Source organism: Pseudomonas sp. ASL9 (assembly GCF_056680335.1).
On the sequence record NZ_CM155277.1, the window covers coordinates 5,578,102 to 5,597,562 of the forward strand.

Annotated in this window: 11 protein-coding genes and 1 pseudogene; 11 read left to right on the forward strand and 1 reads right to left on the reverse strand. The window is 62.5% G+C overall.

From position 1 onward, the window contains the following. Nucleotides 1-184: 184 nt before the first annotated feature. From AC1ME2_RS25620 to AC1ME2_RS25640, 5 genes and pseudogenes are all read left to right on the forward strand, one after another. Complete coding sequence (locus AC1ME2_RS25620) at nucleotides 185-343, forward strand: DUF3309 family protein (protein ID WP_480437936.1); 159 nt, start codon at nucleotides 185-187, stop codon at nucleotides 341-343. Nucleotides 344-375: 32 nt separating this feature from the next. Next, nucleotides 376-8,898: a glycoside hydrolase family 94 protein gene (locus AC1ME2_RS25625; RefSeq protein ID WP_480437938.1), complete on the forward strand. Its 8,523-nt coding sequence runs from the start codon at nucleotides 376-378 to the stop codon at nucleotides 8,896-8,898. A 36-nt stretch (nucleotides 8,899-8,934) separates the two neighbouring features. Beyond that, complete coding sequence (locus AC1ME2_RS25630) at nucleotides 8,935-10,266, forward strand: glucoamylase family protein (RefSeq protein WP_480437941.1); 1,332 nt, start codon at nucleotides 8,935-8,937, stop codon at nucleotides 10,264-10,266. After that, nucleotides 10,266-11,789, forward strand: a complete 1,524-nt coding sequence (locus tag AC1ME2_RS25635) for a mercuric reductase (protein WP_480437944.1) — start codon at nucleotides 10,266-10,268, stop codon at nucleotides 11,787-11,789. The genes AC1ME2_RS25630 and AC1ME2_RS25635 overlap by 1 nt, the downstream gene beginning before the upstream one ends. A 14-nt stretch (nucleotides 11,790-11,803) precedes the next feature. Then, nucleotides 11,804-11,902, forward strand: a pseudogene (locus tag AC1ME2_RS25640) (carbon-nitrogen hydrolase family protein); the annotation flags it as partial. Here AC1ME2_RS25640 and AC1ME2_RS25645 read toward each other — a convergent pair. Then, nucleotides 11,903-12,382 (reverse strand): LEA/WHy family protein, encoded by a 480-nt coding sequence (locus AC1ME2_RS25645; protein ID WP_480437945.1) that lies wholly within the window; start codon nucleotides 12,380-12,382, stop codon nucleotides 11,903-11,905. Nucleotides 12,383-12,619: 237 nt separating this feature from the next. Here AC1ME2_RS25645 and AC1ME2_RS25650 point away from each other — a divergent pair, with 237 nt between their 5' ends. The 6 genes from AC1ME2_RS25650 (at nucleotide 12,620) to AC1ME2_RS25675 (ending at nucleotide 19,456) form a co-directional block, all read left to right on the forward strand. Then, nucleotides 12,620-13,630, forward strand: coding sequence for an AraC family transcriptional regulator (locus AC1ME2_RS25650; RefSeq protein ID WP_480437947.1), 1,011 nt, complete (start codon nucleotides 12,620-12,622; stop codon nucleotides 13,628-13,630). Between the two features lie 162 nt (nucleotides 13,631-13,792). Next, the gene (locus tag AC1ME2_RS25655; protein ID WP_480437949.1) at nucleotides 13,793-15,457 is read left to right on the forward strand and encodes an acyl-CoA synthetase; all 1,665 of its coding nucleotides are present in this window, start codon (nucleotides 13,793-13,795) and stop codon (nucleotides 15,455-15,457) included. A gap of 13 nt (nucleotides 15,458-15,470) precedes the next feature. Further along, nucleotides 15,471-16,238, forward strand: a complete 768-nt coding sequence (locus AC1ME2_RS25660; protein ID WP_480437950.1) for an SDR family NAD(P)-dependent oxidoreductase — start codon at nucleotides 15,471-15,473, stop codon at nucleotides 16,236-16,238. A gap of 14 nt (nucleotides 16,239-16,252) precedes the next feature. Next, nucleotides 16,253-17,443 carry an acetyl-CoA C-acyltransferase gene (locus tag AC1ME2_RS25665; RefSeq protein WP_480437951.1) on the forward strand — a complete coding sequence of 397 codons (1,191 nt, stop codon included), beginning with the start codon at nucleotides 16,253-16,255 and terminating at the stop codon, nucleotides 17,441-17,443. A gap of 21 nt (nucleotides 17,444-17,464) precedes the next feature. After that, the gene (locus tag AC1ME2_RS25670; protein WP_480437952.1) at nucleotides 17,465-18,592 is read left to right on the forward strand and encodes an acyl-CoA dehydrogenase; all 1,128 of its coding nucleotides are present in this window, start codon (nucleotides 17,465-17,467) and stop codon (nucleotides 18,590-18,592) included. A gap of 90 nt (nucleotides 18,593-18,682) precedes the next feature. After that, the gene (locus AC1ME2_RS25675) at nucleotides 18,683-19,456 is read left to right on the forward strand and encodes an enoyl-CoA hydratase (RefSeq protein WP_480437953.1); all 774 of its coding nucleotides are present in this window, start codon (nucleotides 18,683-18,685) and stop codon (nucleotides 19,454-19,456) included. The last annotated feature ends 5 nt before the right edge of the window (nucleotides 19,457-19,461 follow it).

Below are 19,461 nucleotides of genomic sequence, written 5' to 3' on the forward strand. Positions count from 1 at the left end.
GTGGCGCGGTTACCCACGCTAAGAGATCCGTCAAGGCGAGGTATCGCGGTCCCTTACGGACTGTGTGCGTCAGCGTACAGACTCATCCCCATGAAGGTGCGCAATCTGGTGTCAGTCAGATGGCCGGACGCTCTCTGAGTGACAGTCAGCAAGCCCGCTTTTTCATGCGTCCAAGGAGATAGTCATGAGCTTGGGCGCAATCGTGTTAATCATCCTCATCCTGCTACTGATCGGCGTTTTCCCGAGTTGGCCGCACAGCAGGAACTGGGGATACGCACCAACCAGTGGGTTGGGTATTGTGGTGGTCATCGTCATCGTACTGCTCTTGATGGGGCGGCTTTGACTGACAGGGGCCTGGCTGAACTGAGCAGCGCAATGTTATCGATGCGTTCGATCCTGCGCCGGGTGTTTGGGCTGCGCTCTGAATCACCACCATGGAGTGACCACACGCCGGTACGGGAGGCGCTTTTCGGTATTGAGCGGCTTGAGCAACATGCCGCGAGCCTAGCCGTCGCCCAGCGGGTGGCGCCCAGGCCACCCGCCGTACTTTCCTTGCATGTGCGCCTTGACGACAATGCCGCGATCCTGCTCGCCGCCTACCGGGCGAGCGCCGCGGAGCTTGAGAGCGGCCAGAGCGTGGTGCCCGCCGCCGAATGGCTACTGGATAACTATCATATTGTCGAGGAGCAGGTCCGAGAGATTCGCGATGACCTGCCCCCCGGCTATTACCGCCAGTTGCCGAAACTGGCCGAGGGGCCGTTCGCCGGCTATCCGCAGGTCTTTGGCCTGGCCTGGGCCTTCGTCGCTCATACCGACAGTCATCTCGATCTCGACATGTTGCGGCGCTTCATCGTCGCCTACCAGCGCGTTCAGCCACTGACCATCGGCGAGCTGTGGGCGGTGGCGATCACCCTGCGTATCGTCCTGATCGAGAACTTGCGCCGTCTCACCGAGCAGATCGACGATGATCGCGTGGCCCGTGCCGACGCCGATGGGCTGGCCAATCGCTTGCTCGCGCCCGACTGCGCCCGCTCGGCACTGGTGGCGGATATCGCCGCGCGCCCGTCCGGGCGGTTGCCCGAGATGTTCGCCGCCCACCTTGCCAAGCGCCTGCGTGACCAGGATCCGCGTACGAACCCGGCACTGGGCTGGCTGGACGAACGCCTGCAAGAACAGGGCGTTAGCGTCGAGGACGTTGTGCAGCATGCCCAGCAACGCCAGGGCGCCTCGAATGTCACGGTACGCAACGTTATCACCAGCATGCGGCTGATCTCCGATATCGACTGGGCCAATCTGTTCGAAAGCGTCAGCCTGGTCGATGTGCACTTGCGTGCGGGCAGTGCGTTCGCCGCCATGGACTTCCCGACGCGCAACCTGTACCGCAGTGCCATCGAACAACTGGCGCGCGGTTGCGCACTATCGGAACTGCAGGTCGCCGACCGGGCACTGAAAGCAGCCCGCCAAGCCGAGAGCGCCGGCCCGAGCGAGCAGGGGGATGAGCGTGCGAGCGATCCTGGCTACCACCTGATCGCGGAGGGCCGCCCGGCGCTGGAACTAGCCATCGGATTTCACCCGCCGATGCGCCTGCGCATCAGCCGCTTCAATATTCGCCTGGGCATCGGCGGCTATGTCGGCGGCATCTTTGTGGTGACCGCGCTGTTGCTGGCGTTGATGGCTTGGGCGCTGGCGGTTCCGTCCGTGATGGTGGGCTGGATCATACTGTTCGTGCTGTGGATGTTCTTGCCGGTCAGCGAGGTGGCCACGGCGCTGGTCAATCGTACTATCACCTGGAGCTTCGGCGCCATTACCCTGCCAGGGCTGGAGCTGTCTGCCGGTGTGCCGCAGGCGCTACGTACGCTGGTCGCGATGCCGACCCTGCTGACCAGCGAGGCCGACCTGCTGGAGCAGGTCGAGCGGCTGGAGGTCCATCATCTGGCGGGAATCAGTGGTGATCTGGCCTTCGTCCTGCTGGCCGATGGTATCGATGCGCCGCAAGAGGAACTCGACAGCGATGCGCACCTGCTTGGCGTGGCAGCCGAGGCAATCGAGCGGCTGAACCGTCACTATGGCCCTGGCCCCGGCGGCCAGCGCTTTTTCCTGCTCTGTCGGCGGCGGCTGTTCAATGCCAGCGAACAGTGCTGGATGGGCTGGGAGCGCAAGCGCGGCAAACTGCACGAGCTAAACCGTTTATTGCGAGGGGATAGCGACACGAGCTTCATGCCCATTGCTGGCGAGGAACCGCATGTGCCGTCCGGGGTGCGCTACGTGATCACCCTTGACGCCGATACCCGCCTGCCGAGGGAGACGGCGCTTCGGCTGATCGGCAAGATGGCTCACCCGTTGAACCACCCATGTTTCGACGCCACGCTGAAGCGCATCGTCAGCGGCTACGCGATCCTGCAGCCGCGGGTAACGCCCTCGCTGCCTATGGGCGCCGAAGGCTCCTTCTATCGGCGGGTGTTCTCTGGCCCCGGTGGCATGGACCCCTATGCGGCGGCGGTTTCGGATGTCTACCAGGACCTCTTCGGCGAAGGCTCCTACACCGGTAAGGGCATCTACGATGTGGATGCCTTCGAAGCCGTGCTCGGTGGCCGGGTCGGCGACAACCGGCTGCTCAGTCATGACCTGTTCGAGGGCATCTTTGCCCGCGCCGGTCTGGCCTCGGATGTGGAAGTGGTCGAGGAGCCCCCAGCGCGCTTCGATGTCACCGCCAAGCGCCTGCACCGCTGGACGCGCGGCGACTGGCAATTGCTGCCTTGGGTGCTCGGACACTGGACGGGGCCCCAGGCGGTGCCGCCGATCGGCCGTTGCAAGATGCTTGATAACTTGCGCCGCTCGCTGTTGGCGCCTTTCACCCTGGCCAGTCTCGTGCTTTGCTGGTGGCTGCCGTTACCCTTGGCGCTGCTCGCCACACTGTTCGTGCTGGCGACCCTGGCGGTCCCGGCCCTGCTGCCGATCGCCTGCTCCCTGATACCGCAGCGACGTGGCATCCGCTTGCGCCATCACTTCGCGATACTCGGCGCCGATCTGCGCCGCGCGGTCCTGCGGATTCTGCTGTCGCTAGCCTTTTTGGCAGACCAGGCGTGGCGCATGGGCGACGCTATCGGGCGTACGCTGGTACGGCTGTTCTTGAGCCACAATCACCTGCTCGAATGGACCACGGCAGCGCAGTCCTCGGGTTGCCCGCTGCCCGACCTGGGCGGCAGCTACCGACAAATGGCCAGCGGCACTGCACTGGCGCTGCTGATGAGCGCAGCCGGGCTGGCGTTGGTGCCAGCCTCCTGGCCGCTGATCGGGCCACTGGCGCTGCTCTGGCTGGTGGCGCCGGCGGTGGCTTTGTTTAGCAGTCGACCATCGCAGGTCGCCCGCCTGCGCACGGTTTCGCCGTTGGACGCCCATGCCCTACGCCTGACCGCGCGGCGCACCTGGCGCTTCTTCGAAACCTTCGTCACACCCGAGGACAATCTGCTGCCGCCGGACAATTTCCAGGAGCAGCCAAAACCGGTGGTCGCACACCGCACCTCGCCGACTAATATCGGGCTCTACCTGCTTTCTGCAGTCGCTGCCCGCGACTTTGGCTGGGCCGGCAGCATCGAGACGGTCGAACGCCTGGAGGCGACCCTGGCCACCCTGGAGAGGCTGCCGCGCTACCGCGGGCACTTCTTCAATTGGTATGCGACCCGCGACCTGCGTGCGCTGAATCCGGCCTATGTGTCGTCGGTCGATAGCGGTAACTTCGCCGGGCACCTGATCGTGCTTGCCAATGCCTGCGAGGAATGGCGGGCCAGCCCATTGGCAGAAGAGGCCTGCAGCGGTCTTATGGACGACCTGTGGCTGGTGCGGGAGGCCATCGCCGTGCTGCCGGCCGTGGGCGGGGAGTCACTGCGTCAATTGCACGACGACCTGGAGGAAATTCACGTCCATTTGGAGGGACTGCAAGCGTTCGACGCGCTGCTGCCGAATCTGAAACGGTTGACCGAGAAGGCTGCCAAAGTGGCCGCCAGGGTTATCGCTGCGGGCGAGGGCGGCGACTTGCTGTTCTGGATCGAGGCGCTGCGCAAGGCGGTGGCCGAACACCTGCGTGACCGCAAGGTGCCGGACGAGGCGCAGCCGACGCTGGCGCAGCGCTTGCAGACCCTAGCCGATACGGCACGGGCAATGGCCGGGGCAATGGACTTCGGCTTTCTGCTTGACCCAGAACGCAAACTGCTATCAATCGGCTACTCCCAGATCGACAATCGTCTCGACCCCAGTTGCTACGACCTGCTTGCCTCAGAAGCACGGCTGGCGAGCCTGTTCGCCATTGCCAAGGGTGATGTCTCGACCCGTCACTGGTTCCGCCTTGGGCGCACTGCAACGCCAGTCCCCGGCGGCTCGGCGCTGATCTCCTGGTCCGGCTCGATGTTCGAATACCTGATGCCGTCACTGGTGATGCGCGCGCCGGCCGGCAGCCTGTTGGAGCAGAGCACTCGCCTGGTGGTGGCGCTGCAGCAATCCTATGGTCGCTTGCTGAGCATCCCCTGGGGGATTTCGGAGTCAGCCTACAATGCCCGTGACCTGGAGTTCACCTATCAGTACTCCAACTTCGGCGTGCCCGGGCTTGGCCTCAAACGCGGGCTTTCCGAGAACGTGGTGGTCGCGCCTTATGCGACCGGTCTGGCGGCGATGATCGACCCGCAGGCGGCACGACGTAACTACGATCGGCTGGCCGGGATGGGCGCGCAAGGCCGCTATGGTTTCTACGAAGCGCTGGACTTCACCCGCTCGCGGCTGCCGGACGACGAGAACGTGGCGATCGTGCGCTGCTTCATGGCCCACCACCAGGGCATGACCATCGTCGCCATCGCCAATACCTTGCACGATGGAAGGATGCGCTGCCGCTTTCACCGCGAGCCGATGATCCAGGCCTGCGAGCTGCTACTGCAGGAGCGCGTGCCACGGGATGTGGCGTTGGCGCATCCAAGGGCTGAAGAGGTGACGGTTTCCGCGGCCGAGGGCCGCAGCGAGACACCCACCTTGCGGCGCATCAGAGGGGTGGTCGGCGGCGCGCCAATCACGCAGCTACTGTCCAACGGTCGCTACGCGTTGATGCTGACCTCGGCAGGCGCGGGTTACAGCCGCTGGGGGGATATCGACGTGACACGCTGGCGTGAGGACACCACCCGCGATGACTGGGGCAGTTTCATTTTCTTGCGTGACACACAGAGCGGGGCCGTCTGGTCAGCAACGCTGCAGCCAAGCGGCCGCGAGGTGGAAAACGGCGAGGTCCTGTTCGACGAGGACCATGCCGAGTTCATCCATCGCGAAGGTTCGCTGGTGACCCGCCTGGAAGTGCTGGTGTCCGGGGAGGACGACGGTGAAGTGCGGCGGGTTTCGCTGATCAACAACGGGCGGCGGCCACGGGACATCGAGCTGACGTCCTATGCCGAGGTGGTCCTGGCGACACAGGCCGCTGACAGCGCGCACCCGGTTTTTTCGCGAATGTTCGTGCAGACCGAATACCTGGCTGAATTCAACGCACTGGTCGCCACCCGACGCCCGCGTACGCCGCAGGACACGCCGGTGTGGGCGGCGCATTTTGCGGTGGTGGAAGGCGAACTGATCGCCGATCCCCAGTTCGAGTCCGACCGCGCGCGCTTTCTGGGCAGGAACCGTAGCGTGCGCGAGGCGCTGGCGATCACCGGGCACCGGGCGCTGTCGAACAGCCAGGGGACGGTCCTGGACCCGATCTTCTCATTGCGCCAGAGCCTGCGAGTTGCGCCCGGCAAGGTCGCACGGGTGGCCTTCTGGACCGTGGTCGCAAGTTCGCGGGAGGCTCTACTGGACCTGATCGACAAACACCATGAACGCAATGCCTTCGAGCGCGCCAAGACCCTGGCCTGGACCCAGGCCCAAGTGCAATTGCGCGACCTGGGCATCGACGCCGAAGAGGCGGCGGACTTCCATCGCCTGGCCACGCCGATCCTCTATGCCGACCCACGTTTTCGCGCATCGGCGGACGCCCTCAAGCGTGGCGCAGGGTGCCAATCGGGGTTGTGGCCGCTGGCTATTTCCGGCGACTTGCCAATCGTCCTGCTGCGCATCGACGAAGTCGAGGACATCGCCCAAGTCCGGCAGTTGCTGCGTGCACGCGAGTATTGGCGGATGAAGGGCCTGGACATCGACCTGGTCATCGTCAACGAGCGGGCGTCGTCCTATGTGCAGGAGTTACAGGTGGCGATAGAAACTGCAGTGCGCAGCAGCCAGTCGCACGTGCGTTTTGGCGAGGATCACCGACGCGGTGCGGTCTACACATTGCGAGCCGACCTGATGAGCGTTGAAGCGCGGGCGCTGTTGCAAGCCGTGGCGCGTGTCCAACTGGTCGCCCATCGTGGCTCCATTGCCGCCCAGCTCGCACGCCTGCCTCAGCTGGCACCGCGCAACGGGATCAGCGCCCGTCAGCCGCCCTCAACGCCGGCATGGCCATCGCCTGTGTCGACGGCCGAGGGTGGCGACCTGGAATTTTTCAATGGCCTGGGAGGCTTCGACCGTGACGGGCGGGAATACCTGACTGTCCTCGACCGTGACCAGACGACGCCGGCACCGTGGATCAACGTGATCGCCAACCCGACGTTCGGCTTCCAGGTTTCGGTGGAAGGCAGTGGCTATGTCTGGGCCGAGAACAGCCGGGACAACCAGCTCACCCCCTGGTCCAATGACCCAACCGTCGATCCGGCGGGCGAGGTGTTGTACATCCGTGACGAGGAGAGCCACCAGCTGTGGAGCGCCACCGCGCAGCCGATCCGCGACGGCGGTGTCTACCGCGCTGCGCACGGCTTCGGTTACAGCCACTTCAGCCACACAGCGCACGGTATCCAGGCGCAATTATTGCTGTACGTGCCGCTGGACGATCCCGTGAAGATTTCCCGGCTGACCCTGCGCAACCTCTCGGGGCGACCTCGTCGGCTGTCGGTCACCGCCTATGTGGAATGGGTGCTTGGCACCTCGCGTGGCGCCAGCGGACCATTCATCCAGACAGAAATCGACGCTGGCAGTGGTGCGCTCCTGGCGCACAATCCGTGGAGCATTGCCTTCCCGGGGCGCGTGGCATTTGCTGACCTCGGTGGCCGGCAAAGCGCCTGGACCGCCGACCGCTGCGAGTTCCTCGGTCGCCATTGCGGGCCGGCGGCGCCCCAGGCGCTGCTCGGCAGAGCGCCGTTGTCCGGGGCCTGCGGTGCCGGCCTGGACCCTTGCGCGGCGTTGCAGTGCTTTGTCGAGCTACGCGTAGGTGAGTCTGTCGAGGTGCTGGCCTTGCTCGGCCAGGCCGGTTCGACCGAGGCTGCGCGGGAGATGGTGCTGCGTTACCGCGAGCGTGATCTGGACGAGGTGCTCGCAGCAGTCAAGCGGCACTGGGACGAGGTGCTCGGCGCGGTCCAGGTGCGTACGCCCGATCGCACGCTGGACATTATGCTCAACGGCTGGCTGCTCTATCAGACCCTGGCCTGCCGCATCTGGGCTCGCTCGGCGTTCTACCAGGCCAGTGGTGCCTATGGCTTTCGCGACCAGTTGCAGGACTGTATGGCACTGGCTTTTGCGTGCCCGTCGCTAACCCGAAGTCATCTGTTGCGCGCTGCCGCCCGGCAGTTCGTCGAGGGTGATGTACAGCACTGGTGGTTGCCGCAGACGGGGCAGGGGGTTCGCACGCGGATTTCCGATGATCGTGTCTGGCTAGCCTTTGTCTGTGCCACCTATGTCACTTCCTCGGGGGATTGCAAGGTGCTGGACGAGAGTGTGCCGTTCATCGAAGGGCCGAAGTTGCACGCCGACGAGAGCGACGCATTTTTCCAGCCGATGCCTGCGGACACGTCGGCATCGCTGTTCGAACACTGCGCTCGCGGCCTCGACCAGTGCATAGAATTGACCGGTGCCCACGGCCTACCGCTGATCGGCAGCGGTGACTGGAACGACGGTATGAACCGAGTCGGCGCGGGTGGGCAGGGCGAGAGCGTGTGGCTCGGCTGGTTGCTGTTGTGCACCCTGGAATGCTTTGCGCCTTTAGCCGACGGCCGCGATGATCAGCGTGCCGGGTTGTGGCGGGCTCATGCGGCGCTGCTGCGCAAGACGCTGGAGCGTGAGGCATGGGATGGCGAATGGTATCGCCGGGCGACCTTCGACGATGGCACCTGGCTCGGCTCGGCGGCATGCGATGAATGTCGGATCGACTCCATCGCGCAGTCCTGGGCGGTACTCGCCGGCGGCGCCGAGCCTGCCCGCGCGAGGCTGGCCATGGCCGCGCTGGAGCGTCTGCTGATTCGCCGCAGCGACGGCGTGGCGCTGCTGTTCACCCCACCGTTCGCGCACACGCCACTTGACCCCGGCTATATCAAAGGCTACCCGCCAGGCCTGCGCGAGAATGGCGGGCAGTACACCCATGCGGCGATGTGGACGATCCTGGCGCTGACCAAACTAGGGGAGGGTGACAAGGCTGCCGATCTGTTCGCGCTGCTCAACCCGATCAACCATGCGCGTACCCCAGAGCAGGTCGAGCGCTACAAGGTCGAACCTTATGTGATCGCCGCGGATGTCTATTCCGTCGCGCCGCATATCGGTCGGGGCGGCTGGACTTGGTACACCGGCTCGGCCGGCTGGATGTACCGAGCCGGTGTGGAGGGCATCCTGGGGTTGCGCCGCGAGGGTGCATTCCTCGTTGTCGACCCCTGTATCCCACGTCATTGGCCGGGTTTTGAAGCCAGCCTGAGGCTGGACGGCAGCGACTACAAGGTCAGCTTGAAGTCGGCCGGGGTCCGTTGTCGGGGTCTCGTGCAGGCGCTGCTTGATGGTGTACCGCAGAACTGCGAGGAAGGATCCGTTCGAGTGCCGCTGGATGGATGTGCGCATCGCCTGGAACTTGATCTTTAGGCCCCGGGTACACGAGTGCGCCACTGGAGAATCGACATGTCGCAAACAGTTACACCCCTGTCCATGCTCGCCGATGACGTACTTCTGGACCGCCTGCAGTGTGCCGCCTTCGGTTATTTTCTGCAGACCCTGAACCCGCTCAACGGGCTGGTGGCCGACACCTCGCGTCCCGGCTCGCCGGTCAGCATCGCGGTGGTCGGGTTCGCGCTGTCAGCGTATCCGCTGGCCGTGGATCGGGGCTGGCTGACCCGGGCCGATGCGCTACGGCTCAGCCTCGCCGCGCTGCGCTTTTTCCAGGCCAGCGATCAAAGCGCTAGCCCTTCGGCGACCGGTTACAAGGGGTTTTACTATCACTTCCTCGATCTCCATACGGGCGTGCGCGTCTGGCGCTCGGAACTGTCGATGATCGACACCGCGCTGCTGATCGCTGGCGTGTTGACGGCGAGCCTGTACTTTGGCGCGGACACCGCCGACGAGAACGAACTGCGGGAGCTGGCCGATTTTCTCTACCGGCGCATCGACTGGCGATGGGCGCAGGACAGCGGTGAGACGATCAGGCAGGGCTGGAAACCTGAATGCGGGTTTCTGCATTACGGTTGGGAAGGGTATAGCGAAGCCATCTTGCTGTATGTGCTCGCTCTTGGTTCGCCAAGCAACCCGATCGTCGGCGACTGCTATCGGGCATGGACCGCCACCTATCAGTGGGAAAACCTTTACGATCACGACTATCTCTATGCCGGGCCGCTGTTCGTCCACCATTTCTCCCACGCATGGATAGACTTTCGCGGCATCCGCGATGGTTTCATGCACAAAAAACGCTCGGACTATTTCCAGAACAGTCGGAGCGCCGCTTACATCCAGCGCGAGTACGCGCGACGCAACCCCCATGAATTCGCCGGCTACGCTGAAAACTGCTGGGGCCTGTCCGCTTGCGATGGGCCGAGCGACGAGCAGCCGCAGCTGTCCAATGAGCGGCGACGGCTGTTCGGTTATGCCGCCCGTGGCGTGCCGTACGGGCCGGACGACGGCACCCTGTGCGCACCATCGGTGCTGGCGTCGCTGCCGTTTGCGCCGCAGATCGTCCTCGAAGCGGTGCGACACATGATGGCTTGCTACCCGGAAATGTGCGTCGAAGGGCGCTTTTCCAGCAGTTTCAATCCCAGCCTCTCCGATGCCAACGGACGCGCTTGGGTGTCCGCAGGGCATTACGGGCTTGATCAGGGCATCGTACTGATGATGATCGAGAACCATCGTAGCCAACGGATTTGGGAGCTGATGCGCGCCTGCCCTTACATCCGCGACGGTTTGCTACGCGCCGGATTCTACGGCGGTTGGTTGCAACAGCCGCCACGCCTGGGAGCACGCTGATGTCGCAAGACTACGATGGTTCGATCACCACCCCCCAGGATGCCTATGAGCGCCAGCGCCTGGCCAATGTGCATCCGCCGCAGTGGGTCAATCCGCAGGCCGCCGAACGCTACCACCTGGTGATAGTTGGTGCTGGCCCGGCGGGCTTGGTCGCCGCGAAAACCGCCATCGCTCTCGGTGCCAGGGTGGCGCTGATCGAATGCAGGTTGATGGGCGGTGATTGTCTGAACACTGGCTGCGTGCCGTCGAAGGCGATCATCAGGACGGCGCAGTTGTATGCCGAAATGCGCGATGCCCAGCGCTACGGCGCGCAAGTGCCAGGCGATATTCAAATCGACTTCGCTGCCGCGATGGCGCGCGTGCGGCGTATCCGCAGTCATCTCAGTGGCGGCGATTCGGCCGCGCGGCTGAGGGCGATCGGTGTGGATGTGTTCTTTGGCGAAGTGCGCTTCACCGGAGCCGATTCGCTGACGGTCGATGGGCAGACCCTGCGCTTTCGCAAGGCCCTGATCGCGACTGGCGCGTCCCCGAACATCCCGCTGGTTCCCGGGCTCGTGCAGGCGGGTTACCTGACCAATGAAAACGTCTTCGATCTGACCGAGTTGCCGCGCCGCGTTCTGGTGATCGGGGGTGGCCCCCTTGGCTGTGAATTGGCTCAGGCGTTCTGCCGGCTGGGTGCGAAAACCACCATCGTGCAGGACCTGCCGCTGTTCCTCGGCAATGAGGAGCGGGACGCCGCGCAACTGCTTTCGGATGCGTTCGCCCGCGACGGCATCGAGGTGCGCCTGAATACGAATGTTGTTGCCGTGCGCGCAGAGGGCGGGCAGAAGTTGGTTGACCTGATCAGCGATGATTACCGCAATACGGTCGCCGTCGATGCGATCCTCACCGGCATCGGTCACTCGCCGAATGTCCAGGGCCTGGGCCTGGAAGCCGCGGGTGTCGGCTACGACGCCGAGGTGGGAATCCATGTCGATGACTTTCTGTGCACCAGCAATCCGCTGATCTACGCTGCCGGGGATGTCTGCCTCAAACACCAGTACACCCATACTGCCTTGGCCTCGGCGCGCATCGTTGTGCAGAACGCACTGCTGCGCGGTCACGAGCGAATGAGCGGGCTGGTCATTCCCTGGTGTACCTACACCGATCCGGAAATCGCTCACGTCGGTTTGTACGTGCGCGAGGCCAACCTTCAGGATATTCCGGTGAAGACTTTCACCATTCCCATGCATCAGGTCGATCGTGGGGTGACTGACAGCGAGGAGGATGGTTTCGTGAAAATCCACGTCCGGGAGCGTACGGATCGGATTCTCGGCGCTACCATTGTCGCCCGCCATGCTGGCGACATGATCAACGAAATCACCCTGGCCATGGTCGCGGGGGTCGGCCTACGCACATTGGCCCTGGTGATCCACGCCTATCCCACGCAGGCGGAGGCGATTCGCAAGGCCGCCGACGCCTACAATCGTACGCGCCTGCCGTCGCGGGTCAGGCTACGGCTGGCGCGTTGGATGGAGCGCTGAGAAACACCCTATGCTATGACTTCGACGTGGTCGGCCATTATGCCCGGCCAGACGTGTTTGAGCGGGTGGTGGATGAGCGGGTCAAGGCCAGCGTGCGCTTCATCAATGAATAATCACCAGTTGCCGTAGACCGATGGAGGCAGACTCAGGGTGCCGCTGTCGCTGAAGCGCATCGTGCCAAACAGGCCGCCCGCGAGTTTGCCGTGCAGCACGTAGGGCAGGTTGTCCAGGCTCTGGGTTTGTGTCAGCCCCAGCGCCTGACGCAGTGCAGCGAAGGCCGACACGCTGACGGGCACCACCAGCACGGTTTCGGAGAAACCCGGTATGGAACCTTGCTGATCGCTGACCCCGGAGGCCAGTTGCCGGTCGTTGATGTCCAGTTGCAGGGCAACGCCATTGTAATTGATGACCTGCTCGTTAGGGTTTTGCAGGCGCAGCTTGACCGCAAAGCGCAGCTCCATGTCCTGGCCTTGCAGCGGCTCGATGCCTACCACATTGATGTTCAGCGGATCGCGTTGAGGGAACAGAGCGCAGGCGCTCAAGACCAGAATCAACAGCGAAGCGAGCAGGGCGCGGATCGGGCGTAGCGGCATGGGTGACGCTCCAGTTTGCGAGGCAGAGGCCGAGTCGTTGAATTCGGCCTTTGTTTATCCTAGCGGTTCAACTGTGCGACCGCAGGGGGCGGTGGAGGTTCGTTTTGCGCGGCCACGTCCTAACCCTGCACCACCTTGCGCTGGCTTTTTGTGCGTCGCCCCCTAAGATGATGGCCGGCAGTAACCGTCAACACGCCAGGGTGTGCAGAAACGCTCGGCAGGGACAGGCAATCATTCATGTTGGAAAAAGACACCATCTCCATGCAACTGGTGCGAGAAGCGCTATTGCAGAGTTGTGCGCCTGGGGCGGCCACCGATGAGGTATTGAGCAAGGTCGGGATTGCGCCGGCGTTGTTCGGGCAGGCCACTGCGCGGGTGCCCGCGACGGCGTATGCGCGGCTGTGGCGGTTGCTGGCGCGGCGTCTGGACGATGAGTTTTTCGGCATGGACCCACGGCGTCTGAGGTCGGGCAGTCTTGAGTTTCTGTGTCGTTCGTCCATGGCCCAGTTAACGGTCGCGGCGGGGCTGGAGTCGGGCTTGAGCTTTCTGTCCTTGATGTTGGAGGACTTGCAGGCGGGATTGGTGCGTCAGCAGAGCCTCGCGGAAATTGTCCTGGACGAGCACGACGGGCCGCCGAAGCGGGCGTTTACGTATTTCACTTATTGGATGATCGTCCACGGTGTCGCCTGTTGGCTGGCGGGGCGACGAATTCCTATTCTGGCCATTGAGCTGCGCTGCGCGGAACCGGACTTCTGCGAAGACTACGCTGTGATGTTTTCCGAAAACCTGCGCTTCGACCGGCCACGGACGCGGATGATTTTCTCCGCCGACTGCCTGGACCTGCCGATCAAACGCAGCGTCGAGGAACTCAAGCGCTTTCTGGCCCGCGCACCGGCCAATATCCTGGTGAAATACCGCGACCCGGAAAGCTTCGCCAGTCGGATCAAAAACGACTTGCGCCTGCTGCCCGCCGAGCGCTGGCCGGAAACCGAGACCCTGGCCCAAACGTTGTGCATGTCGGCATCGACCCTGCGTCGGCGCTTGGCTGAAGAGGGCCAGACCTATCAGGCGATTAAAGACAGTGTGCGCAAGGAGCTGGCGATTGTCTGGCTGGCCGACGCCGAGGTCAGCTTCGCCGACATCGCCGAGCGCCTGGGGTTCGCGGACACCAGTTCGTTCTACAAGGCATTTCGCAAATGGTCAGGTTCGAACCCGGGGCATTATCGGAGTTTGATCTTGGGCGTATGAGTAGGGATAGGGGCGCGGGTGTCAGGCGCCGGAGTCAAGCGATTCACATTGGCCAAACCAGTCACTTAACTTGATAGCTTTGACCATTGCCCGCGCCCGTCCTCGGGGTGATTATTCTTGCAACTGTTCTTACGGTTCCAAGAATAAAAGACCGAGGATGAAATGCGCGAATATACGCACGCTGCCAACACATTTGATTATCAAGCTACCTGCAATGCCACACTCCAGGGCGAGTTGACTGCGCTCAATGCCTGCGTTGAGTGCTGTGATCGTCACGCCTTGCCAGGGCGCATCGCGTTGTTCTGGGAAGGTCGCGAGGGTGCCAGCGCGACGTACACCTTCGTCGAGCTGCAAGAGAAAGCCGGACGTTTCGCCAATTTTCTCAAGGCCCAGGGCGTAAAGCCGGGCGATACCGTCGCCGGTTTATTGCCGCGCACGGTCGAGTTGCTGATCGCGATTCTGGGTACCTGGCGGGTCGGCGCGGTGTATCAGCCGATGTTCACGGCCTTCGGACCGAAAGCCATCGAGCATCGCCTGCACTGCTCGGACGCGGTGCTGGTGGTCACTGACGGTGATAACCGTCACAAACTGACGGACGTGCCAAATTGCCCGTTGATCGTCACCGTGGGTGGGGTCAAGGGCGCGGGCATCGTACGGGGTGATTTCAGTTTCTGGGCCGAAGTGGAGAACCACCCTGCGGCGTGCGAGCCGGTCATGTTGCCTGCGGATGCACCGTTTATGTTGATGTGCACCTCGGGCACCACTGGCCCGGCGAAACCGTTGGCGGTGCCATTGCGGGCGATTGTCGCGTTTCAGGGGTATATGCGCGATGCCATCGACCTGCGCCCGGAAGATGCGTTCTGGAACCTGGCCGACCCGGGTTGGGCTTACGGCCTCTATTACGCAGTCACCGGTCCGTTGGCGTTGGGCCATCCGACGACCTTCTATGAAGGCCCGTTCACGGTCCAAAGCACCTGTCGGATCATCCGCAAATACGGGATCACCAACCTGGCCGGCTCACCGACTGCCTTTCGTATGTTGATCAGCGCCGGTGCCGAATTCGCCCAACCGATCAAGGGCCAGTTGCGCGCAGTCAGCAGCGCCGGGGAACCGCTCAACCCGGAGGTGATTCGCTGGTTCACTGAAAACCTCGACGTTACCATTCATGACCATTACGGGCAGACCGAGCTGGGCATGGTGCTGTGCAACCATCATGGCCTGGCACACCCGGTAAGAATGGGCTCGGCAGGCTTTGCGGTGCCGGGGCATCGGATTGTGGTGTTAGGCGAAGACGGTGAAGAATTACCTGCCGGGCAGCCGGGAATTCTCGCGGTGGATCGCGAGCAATCGCCGCTGTGCTGGTTCGACGGTTACAAGGGCACGAAAACCAGTGCTTTCGTTGGCAAGTATTACTTGAGCGGCGATACCGTGGAGTTGAACGACGATGGCAGCATCAGCTTCGTCGGCCGCAGTGATGATGTGATCACGACCTCCGGTTACCGGGTAGGTCCTTTCGATGTAGAAAGCGCGCTGATTGAGCATCCAGCCGTGATGGAAGCGGCGGTCATCGGCAAGCCGGATCCGGAGCGCACCGAACTGGTCAAAGCCTTTGTCGTGCTGACTCAGCACTACCGCGCCGACCCGCAACTGGCCGAAGAGCTGCGCCTGTATGTCCGCCAGCGTCTGGCCGCGCATGCCTATCCACGGGAAATAGAATTCGTCAGCGAACTGCCCAAGACCCCAAGCGGCAAGCTCCAGCGCTTCATTTTGCGCAATCAGGAAATCGCCAAAGCCCAGGCTGATCAAGCCGCTCCCCATACCGCGTGATTCAAGGAATTTTATGCAGATTCAAGACAAGGTTTTTCTGGTCAGCGGTGGCGCCTCGGGCCTCGGTGCAGCCACCGCACAGATGCTGGTAGCAGCGGGCGCGAAGGTCATGTTGGTGGACATGAATGCGCAAGCCGTGGCCGCCCAGGCTGAAAAGCTCGGTGCTCAGGCGCGTTGGGCCGTCGCCGATGTCAGCCAGGAAGCCGCAGCGCAAGCGGCCGTTGAGGCCGCTGTGGACGCATTCGGCGGGCTGCACGGGCTGGTCAATTGCGCGGGCGTGGTCGGTGCCGAAAAAATCCTTGGCAAGGACGGCCCGCATGGGCTGGAGAGCTTCAGCCGGGTGATCGGGGTCAATCTGATCGGCAGCTTCAATCTGCTGCGGTTGGCGGCTGCGGCCATCGCCAAGACCGAAGCAGGTGAGGGCGGCGAGCGCGGGGTCATCATTAATACTGCGTCGGTGGCCGCCTACGACGGGCAGATCGGTCAGGCCGCGTATGCAGCGTCCAAGGGCGCCATCGTCAGCATGACCTTGCCTGCTGCCCGCGAGCTGGCGCGCTTCGGCATTCGCGTGATGACCATCGCTCCCGGTATTTTCGAAACACCGATGATGGCTGGCATGACGCCACAAGTGCGTGACGCTCTGGCTGCGGGCGTACCGTTTCCACCGCGTCTGGGCAAACCCGAAGAGTTCGCTGCGCTGGTTCGGCATATTATTGAAAACAGCATGCTCAACGGTGAGGTGATCCGTCTCGACGGTGCCTTGCGTATGGCAGCCAAGTAGCTGAGGAGCTAGTTATGACCATTCAAGATCCTATTGTTATCGTCAGTGCCGTGCGCACCCCAATGGGTGCCTTTCAGGGCGATTTCAAAGGCCTGACCGCGCCACAATTGGGCGCGGCAGCCATTCGCGCCGCCGTCGAGCGCGCCGCCGTTGCACCGCAGGATGTGGAAGAGGTGCTGTTTGGCTGTGTGCTCTCGGCAGGATTGGGTCAGGCGCCCGCCCGGCAAGCCGCATTGGGTGCAGGGCTGAGCACGTCGACGGTGTGCACCACGCTGAACAAAATGTGCGGCTCGGGCATGCAGGCGACGATTCTGGCCCATGATCTGCTGGTCGCCGGCAGCGCTAAAGTCGTGGTGGCCGGCGGCATGGAAAGCATGTCCAACGCACCTTATCTGCTGGACCGGGCACGCAGCGGTTATCGCATGGGCCATGGTCGAGTGATCGACCATATGTTTCTCGATGGCCTCGAAGATGCCTATGATAAGGGCCGGTTAATGGGCACTTACGCCGAGGACTGCGCCGAACTCAATGGCTTTAGCCGTAAAGCGCAGGATGACTTCGCCATCGCTTCCCTGACACGGGCACAGCACGCGATCAGCAGCGGTAGTTTTGCTGCCGAAATCGTCCCGGTACAGGTCACAGTGGGTAAGGAGCAACGTCTGATCAGTGACGATGAGCAACCGCCCAAGGCCCGTTTGGACAAGATCCCCAGCCTGAAACCGGCCTTCCGCGAAGGTGGCACGGTGACAGCGGCCAACTCCAGTTCGATCTCTGATGGTGCAGCGGCGTTGATGCTCATGCGTCAATCAGAAGCACTGGCACGCGGGCTCAAGCCGCTGGCAGTGATCCGTGGCCATGCAGCGTTCGCTGACGAGCCTGGGTTGTTCCCGACCGCGCCAGTAGGGGCGATCAAAAAACTGATGGGCAAAACCGGCTGGTCGCTGGACGAAGTGGACCTGTTCGAAGTCAATGAAGCGTTCGCGGTGGTCGCGCTGGTGACCATGAGTAAGCTGGAACTGCCCCACAGCAAGGTCAACATCCACGGCGGCGCCTGTGCTCTGGGTCATCCGATTGGCGCCTCGGGTGCACGGATTCTGGTCACGCTGCTGTCGGCCCTGCGCCAGAAAGGCCTGCACCGTGGCGTAGCCGCCGTGTGTATTGGCGGCGGTGAAGCGACAGCCATTGCGGTCGAATGCCTGTACTGAGACGGTTATCGAGGAAAAGTCATGCTACCCACAGAAGAACAGCAGCAGATCAGTGACGCGGCCCGTCAGTTCGCCCAAGAGCGACTCAGGCCGTTTGCCGCGCGATGGGATCGCGAACATTCGTTCCCGCGTCAGGCCATCGGCGAGATGGCTGAGCTGGGTTTTTTTGGCATGCTGGTGCCCGAGCAATGGGGCGGCTGTGATACAGGGTATCTGGCCTACGCCATGGCCCTGGAAGAAATTGCGGCTGGTGATGGAGCCTGCTCGACCATCATGAGCGTGCACAACTCCGTGGGCTGTATGCCCATTCTCAAGTTCGGTAACGATGAGCAGAAAGAGCGCTTTCTTCGGCCCTTGGCCAGCGGCGCCATGCTGGGCGCCTTCGCCCTGACCGAACCTCAGGCCGGTTCTGACGCCAGCGGCCTGCGCACCCGCGCCCGGCTTGAGGGCGATCATTACGTGCTCAACGGCTGTAAGCAGTTCATCACTTCCGGGCAAAATGCGGGAGTGGTGATCGTGTTCGCCGTCACCGACCCCAGTGCAGGCAAGCGTGGTATCACGGCCTTTATTGTGCCGACCGATTCACCCGGCTATAAAGTAGCGCGGATCGAGGACAAGCTCGGTCAGCATGCCTCCGACACCTGCCAGATTCTGTTTGAAGACGTTAAAGTTCCGGTCGAGCAGCGTTTGGGCGCAGAGGGTGAAGGCTACAAAATCGCGCTGGCCAACCTGGAGGGTGGGCGCGTCGGCATTGCTTCGCAATCGGTCGGCATGGCCCGAGCAGCCTTTGAAGTGGCGCGCGATTACGCCAAGGAGCGTGAAAGCTTTGGCAAAACACTGATCGAACATCAAGCTGTGGCATTTCGGCTGGCTGACATGGCGACCTCAATCGCCGTTGCCCGGCAAATGGTGCATTACGCGGCTGCCCTGCGTGACAGTGGTAAACCTGCGTTGGTCGAAGCCTCCATGGCCAAACTGTTCGCCTCGGAAATGGCCGAAAAAGTGTGCTCCAGCGCCCTGCAAACACTGGGCGGCTATGGCTACCTCAGCGATTTTCCGTTGGAACGTATTTACCGCGACGTGCGGGTCTGTCAGATTTATGAAGGCACCAGTGATATTCAAAGAATGGTGATCTCGAGAAGCCTTTAACGTTATTTATCATTAGGTTATCTCGATAAGTTAATGTGTTTTGTTGAATGGCGTTCTTATTTTTTGTTATCTGTTTAAGGATAAATATCAATGACTTACGAAACTATCTTGATGGAGATCCGAGGTAGAGTTGGACTGATCACCCTCAACCGGCCGCAGGCGCTGAACGCCCTGAATGCGCAGCTGGTCAGTGAATTGAATCAGGCGCTGGACGTGTTGGACGCTAATCGCGATATCGGTTGTATCGTGCTGACAGGCTCGAAAAAAGCCTTCGCTGCCGGTGCCGATATCAAGGAAATGGTCGAGTTGACCTACCCGCAGATTTATCTGGACGATCTGTTTTCGGACAGCGACCGCGTCGCCGGTCGACGTAAACCCATGATCGCGGCCGTGGCTGGTTTTGCCCTGGGCGGAGGGTGTGAACTGGCGCTGATGTGCGATTTTATTTTGGCGGGCGACAACGCGAAATTCGGTCAGCCAGAAATCAAGCTCGGTGTGCTGCCGGGCATGGGCGGCACCCAGCGCCTGACGCGCGCCGTGGGCAAGGCCAAGGCGATGGAAATGTGCCTTAGCGGACGCCTGATTGACGCCGTGGAAGCCGAGCGCTCAGGGCTGGTGGCGCGGGTGTTGCCGGTCGACGATCTGCTGGACGAAGCGCTGAAAGTAGCAGAAGAAATTGCCGCTAAATCCTTGCCGGTGGCGATGATGATCAAGGAAAGCGTCAATCGTGCCTTTGAAGTCAGTCTGTCGGAGGGCATTCGTTTCGAGCGCCGGGTATTCCATGCGGCCTTCGCCACGCAGGATCAGAAAGAAGGCATGACAGCGTTCATCGAAAAACGTGAGCCTCTGTTCAAGGGTCGTTAATCGCC

Excerpts from the sequence above, each read along its gene's own strand:
- AC1ME2_RS25620 (WP_480437936.1), top strand. The coding sequence starts at position 185 with ATGAGCTTGGGCGCAATCGTGTTAATCATCCTCATCCTGCTACTGATC.
- AC1ME2_RS25625 (WP_480437938.1), top strand. The coding sequence starts at position 376 with ATGTTATCGATGCGTTCGATCCTGCGCCGGGTGTTTGGGCTGCGCTCT.
- AC1ME2_RS25630 (WP_480437941.1), top strand. The coding sequence starts at position 8,935 with ATGTCGCAAACAGTTACACCCCTGTCCATGCTCGCCGATGACGTACTT.
- AC1ME2_RS25635 (WP_480437944.1), top strand. The coding sequence starts at position 10,266 with ATGTCGCAAGACTACGATGGTTCGATCACCACCCCCCAGGATGCCTAT.
- AC1ME2_RS25645 (WP_480437945.1), bottom strand. The coding sequence starts at position 12,382 with ATGCCGCTACGCCCGATCCGCGCCCTGCTCGCTTCGCTGTTGATTCTG.
- AC1ME2_RS25650 (WP_480437947.1), top strand. The coding sequence starts at position 12,620 with ATGTTGGAAAAAGACACCATCTCCATGCAACTGGTGCGAGAAGCGCTA.
- AC1ME2_RS25655 (WP_480437949.1), top strand. The coding sequence starts at position 13,793 with ATGCGCGAATATACGCACGCTGCCAACACATTTGATTATCAAGCTACC.
- AC1ME2_RS25660 (WP_480437950.1), top strand. The coding sequence starts at position 15,471 with ATGCAGATTCAAGACAAGGTTTTTCTGGTCAGCGGTGGCGCCTCGGGC.
- AC1ME2_RS25665 (WP_480437951.1), top strand. The coding sequence starts at position 16,253 with ATGACCATTCAAGATCCTATTGTTATCGTCAGTGCCGTGCGCACCCCA.
- AC1ME2_RS25670 (WP_480437952.1), top strand. The coding sequence starts at position 17,465 with ATGCTACCCACAGAAGAACAGCAGCAGATCAGTGACGCGGCCCGTCAG.
- AC1ME2_RS25675 (WP_480437953.1), top strand. The coding sequence starts at position 18,683 with ATGACTTACGAAACTATCTTGATGGAGATCCGAGGTAGAGTTGGACTG.